The 4,622-nt window shown below is 67.8% G+C and carries 3 protein-coding genes; 2 read left to right on the top strand and 1 reads right to left on the bottom strand.

Annotated elements, in window-relative coordinates; translation table 11 throughout:
• Window positions 1–114: 114 nt before the first annotated feature.
• Window positions 115–1,272 carry an IS481 family transposase gene (locus HHX33_RS34475; protein WP_182878229.1) on the bottom strand — a complete coding sequence of 386 codons (1,158 nt, stop codon included), beginning with the start codon at window positions 1,270–1,272 and terminating at the stop codon, window positions 115–117.
• Window positions 1,273–1,617: 345 nt separating this feature from the next.
• On the opposite strand from HHX33_RS34475, the gene istA reads away from it, so the two are divergent.
• Complete coding sequence (gene istA / locus HHX33_RS34470; RefSeq protein WP_182878228.1) at window positions 1,618–3,177, top strand: IS21 family transposase; 1,560 nt, start codon at window positions 1,618–1,620, stop codon at window positions 3,175–3,177.
• Window positions 3,177–3,971, top strand: a complete 795-nt coding sequence (istB, locus tag HHX33_RS34465) for an IS21-like element helper ATPase IstB (RefSeq protein ID WP_182878227.1) — start codon at window positions 3,177–3,179, stop codon at window positions 3,969–3,971. Before istA ends, istB begins: the two co-directional genes overlap by 1 nt.
• Window positions 3,972–4,622: the final 651 nt, after the last annotated feature.

The raw sequence follows: 4,622 nt of genomic DNA, 5'->3' as shown, positions 1-4,622 counted from the left end.
GTACCTCCTCGCGGCGCCGCTGCTCCTGGGGGGTGAAGCCGCCGCCTTGGGCATACCGCACACCTTGGTCATACAGACCAAATCAGCCCTCGTCAGCTCACCGACAAGACCCATTTAAGTTCCGTAGTCGCGGGTGGGGTCGATGGTCAGCTCGCGGAGGAGTTCTCCGGTGGTGGCGGCGACCACCCGGACGTGGAGATCGTCGATGAGCAGGATGACGTGGGTTCGGGCGTGGGTTCGTCCGATGCCGATGTGGTGGAGTCGGCCGCTGATCCGCAGGGTGACGACGCCGGTGTGGTCGACGCGGTCGTGGCGGATCCGGATGTGGGTGTCGCTGTCGCGGCTGCCGACCGGCTGTGCCTTCGGTCGGTTGGTGTAGACCGCAGCGGGGGTGGCCCGGTGGGGTAGGGAGCGGTGCGGGCGGTGGTGGTTGTAGGCGTCGGTGAAGGCATCGATGAGGGTTTGTAAGTGGGCGATGGTGAGGGGCTGATTGGGCTGGGCGCGTAGCCATTTCTTCATCGTCTGCTGGAACCGTTCGACTTTTCCGCAGGTGGTGGGGTGGTTGGGGGTGGAGTTCTTCTGCGTTACGTGCAGGCGGCGCAGCTCGCTTTCGAAGGCGTTGCGGCCGCCGCGTCCGCCGGCCAGGCGGGTGGTGAACACCATGCCGTTGTCGGTCAGTGTGGAGGCGGGTACGCCGTGGGCGGCCACCGCGTGGCGGAAGGTGTCCCGCACGATCGGGCCGGTGACCCGGGGCCAGGCCATCACCGACAGGGCGTAGCGGGAATGGTCGTCCAGCCAGGTGAGGATCTCGGCGTCGGTGCCGTCGGCGAGCCGGTAGTGGGTGAAGTCGGCCTGCCAGGTCTCGTTCGGCTGCTCGGCTTGGAAGCGGATGTAGGAAGATCGTGGCCGTTTGCTCGGCTCGGGGGTGACCAGGCCGGCCCGCATCAGGTAGCGGCTGATCGTCGCCCGGGACACGGTGACCTGGTGGTGCTGGTGCAGGTGCCAGGCGATGGTGTCCGGCCCGGCGTCCAGGCCCTGGCCGGACAGCTGTTTGCGGAGGCCGACGATCAGTTCGACGGTGGCGGCGTCGATCGCGGTCGGTGACGTCTTGGGTCGTCTGGATCGGGGCTCGAAGGCGCTCTCGCCCTGCTCCCGGTAACGGGCGACGAGCTTGGACACCCAGCCTTTGGAGACGCCGTAGGAGCGAGCGACGTCTGTCTGCGAGCGGCCCTCGACGACGACCGCGGTGATGATGAGTCTGGCCTTCGACACGAGCCGACTGTCGACCGCCCGCAGGTCCTAGCTCTCTGTGTTTCCTATCTTCGGAGACATGCTCCGCTGGTGTTTCCTATGTCTCGAGACACCCGTTTCCTATGTCCTGAACCAGAACACTGCCGCGAGGTGCTCTTCCGACCAGTTATTACATCCCCGACCAGGGCGCCCTTGATCACTGTCAGTTACTCCCAAGCAGACCGTAGATTGATGATGACAGCGGCCATGCAAAGCTCCCCGTAGGCGGCCAGATACGGCCCCACTGATGGCCAGCGGGTTCCCCGTGGACGGCCAGATATCTCCCCACTTGTCCTGATCGTTTCCCGGTCGGCGAGAGTCGGGCGGGTGAAGAACAGCAGGGAGATCATGGAGATCCTTGAGGCGTACGACCTCACGGGCAGTTACCGTGCCGCGGCCGAGATGGCCGGGTGCGACCACCACACGGTGGCCCGGTACGTGAAGATGAGGGCGGCCGGGCAGGCGCCTGAGCAGCGGCGGCATCGGGATCGGGCGATCGACGCCTATCTGCCCAAGATCGAGGAGCTGGTGGTCCGGTCGCGCGGAAAGATCCGTGCCGACGTGGTCCACAAGCGGATCGTCGCGATGGGCTTTACTGGTGGGGAGCGGACCACCCGCCGTACGGTGGCGGAGGCCAAGGCGCAGTACCGGCTCGGCCGCCACCGCGTCTACCGGCCGTGGACGGTCGAGCCGGGGCTGTGGCTTCAGTGGGACTGGGGCTGGGGCCCGGTGATCGGCGGCCGGCAGACCATCTTGTGGTGCGCGTGGCTGGCGTGGTCGCGGTTCCGGGTGATGATCCCGGTCTGGGACAAGACGCTGCCGACCATCACCGCGTGCCTGGACGCCACGTTGCGGCGGATCGGCGGGGTGCCGGCCTATGCGCTGACCGACAACGAGAAGACGGTCACCACCGATCACGTGGCGGGGATCGCGGTCCGCAACGCCGAGATCGTCGAGGTCGCCAAGCACTATGGCATGACCATCCGTACGTGTGTCCCTGCCGATCCCGAGTCCAAGGGCGGCAGCGAGGCCACGGTGCGGATCGCCAAGGCCGACCTGGTCCCGACCCAGGTCAATCTGCTGGAGGAGTATCGGACGTTCGCGCAGTTGGAGGCCGCCTGCCGCGAGTTTTGTGACCAGGTCAACGGCCGTGCCCACCGCGAGGTTCGGCGCAAGCCGGTGGAGTTGCTGGCCGAGGAGCGTCAGCGCCTGCACCCGTTGCCCAAGGCGCCGTTCACCGCGGCGTTCGGCACCACCCGCCGGGTGAACTGGGATTGCACCATCTCGGTGGAAGGGGTGCGTTACTCGGTCCCGCACCGCCTGGTCGACACCCGCGTATGGGCCCGTTTCCACGGTGATGAGTTGATCGTTACCGCGGTGGCGGCCGACGGCACCGCGGCCGAGGCCGCCCGGCACCGTCGCGGGACCGCCGGGACGCCGGTGATCGAGGCGTCGCACTACCCGCCCCGCGACGATAAGGACGCCGGCCGCACGCCGAAGGCCACCAGTGCCGAGGAGGCGGCGTTCTTGATGCTCGGCCCGGGAGCGGCGTCCTGGCTGGTCGAGGCCGCTACCGCCGGCACTCGCCGGATCAAGACCAAGATGGCCGAGGCCGTCGCCCTGTCCAAGCTGCACTCGCCCGCCGCCGTCGATCGCGCCCTGGGCACCGCCGCGATCACCGGCCGGTTCAGCGACAAGGACCTGCTGTCGATTCTGGACTACCAGGCCCGCCAAGCCGACGCCCAGCCCACCCGAGCGGGCGAGGACCACAGCCTGCAGCCGGGCACCTCCGCCTGGGCCCGCTTCGGCACCACCACCGCCACCGATGTTCCCGCCCGCGCTGACGACGTCGCCGGCCCCACCATCAACGATCAGGATGTGAGCTGATGGCCGCCCCGCTGCGCACCATCGTTGCGGGTTCGGCCGGCGACCCACTGGCCGAGGCGATCGAGCTCACCCGGCGCCTGAAGCTGCCGCACATCCGCCGCACGCTGCCTGACCTGGTGCCCACCGCCAAGGCCCAGCGCTGGGATCCGGCCGAGGTGGTCCGGGTTCTGCTCGCCGAGGAAGCCGCCGGACGCGACCGCGCCAACCTGTCCACCCGCCGCAAACGCGCCGGGTTTCCCGCCGGTAAGACCTTCGGCGACTGGGACGACACCGCCTCGTCCATCCCCCGCCCGACCCAGGAGGCCCTCAAGAGCCTGGAATGGGTCACCCGCCGCGAGAACCTGTGCGTCTGCGGCCCTTCGGGCACCGGCAAGTCACACTTCTGTGAAGCCCTCGGCCAAGCCGCCGTCGAGGCCGGCCTGATCGTCGCGTGGTTCACCATCGAGGATCTGGGCGCTCTTGTTCGCCGGCATAGGGTCGACGACTCCATCGCCCGTGCTCTGGCCCGCCTGATTCGCTCCGACCTGATCATCGTTGACGACATCGGGCTGCTACCGGTCTCTCCAGACGCCGCCGAAGGGTTCTACCGCCTCGTCGACGCCGCCTATGAGCGGCGCTCGCTCGCCGTTTCCAGCAACCTGCACCCGTCTGGGTTCGACGAGATCATGCCCAAGACCCTGGCCACCGCCACCGTCGACCGGCTCCTGCACCACGCCCACGTCGTGGTCACGCAAGGTGACAGCTTCCGCCTCACCCAAGCCACCTCCGGGCAGGGGGTGAAGCCCTTCAGCTGAGCTGACCAGCACCAATGGCGGGGAGATAACTGGCCGCCGTTGGGGAAACCACTGTGGCCGCCAGCGGGGAGATCTCAAGGCCGCCTACGGGGAGAACTGAATGGCCATTGACATGATGATGGCGAGCGATGGGCGAACCAGTCCCTGCAGCGTTTCCGCAGTTCAGTTTGAGATCACAAACGGCCCGGGGACGTGCCGGGTGTGGTGCGCGAGGTTGTGGATCACTCGGCGAGCGCATCAGGGATCTTGCCGTTGGTCCGCGCCCGCTGCCCCTCTACACACTTGGCGTAGACCCGCAGCAGCACGTCAATGCTCTGGCCGACCCGCTCTTCCACCTCGGTAACCGGGACTCCAGCATTCAGCCACAGCGAGACAGCGGCATGCCGCAGGTTACAGCCGCGCCGCCAGGCCCAAAGCCGCTATGTCGTCCACAAGCCAAGCCCGCCCTGACGGCAGCGGCCACCAGGGCCCTGGCTGCGAGCGACTCCACGCTCTGCTCATGTGCATGAGCGGAATGCCCAGCGCCCTGAACCGCGCCGAGTTTCGTGGAGGCCGGGTTAGCTGGCTGGGGTGAGGATAGCCGGGTCGGTTTGTGTTTGGTAGTGGGTCTCGAATTCGGCTGGTGGGAGGTCGTTGCAGGCGCTGTGGAGG

The sequence above is a fragment of the Microbispora sp. H10670 genome (assembly GCF_014161385.1).
GTDB classification, from domain to species: Bacteria; Actinomycetota; Actinomycetes; order Streptosporangiales; family Streptosporangiaceae; genus Microbispora; species Microbispora triticiradicis.
Note: the sequence above shows the minus strand (reverse complement) of the source record. Positions and strands in the feature narration are given on the sequence as shown.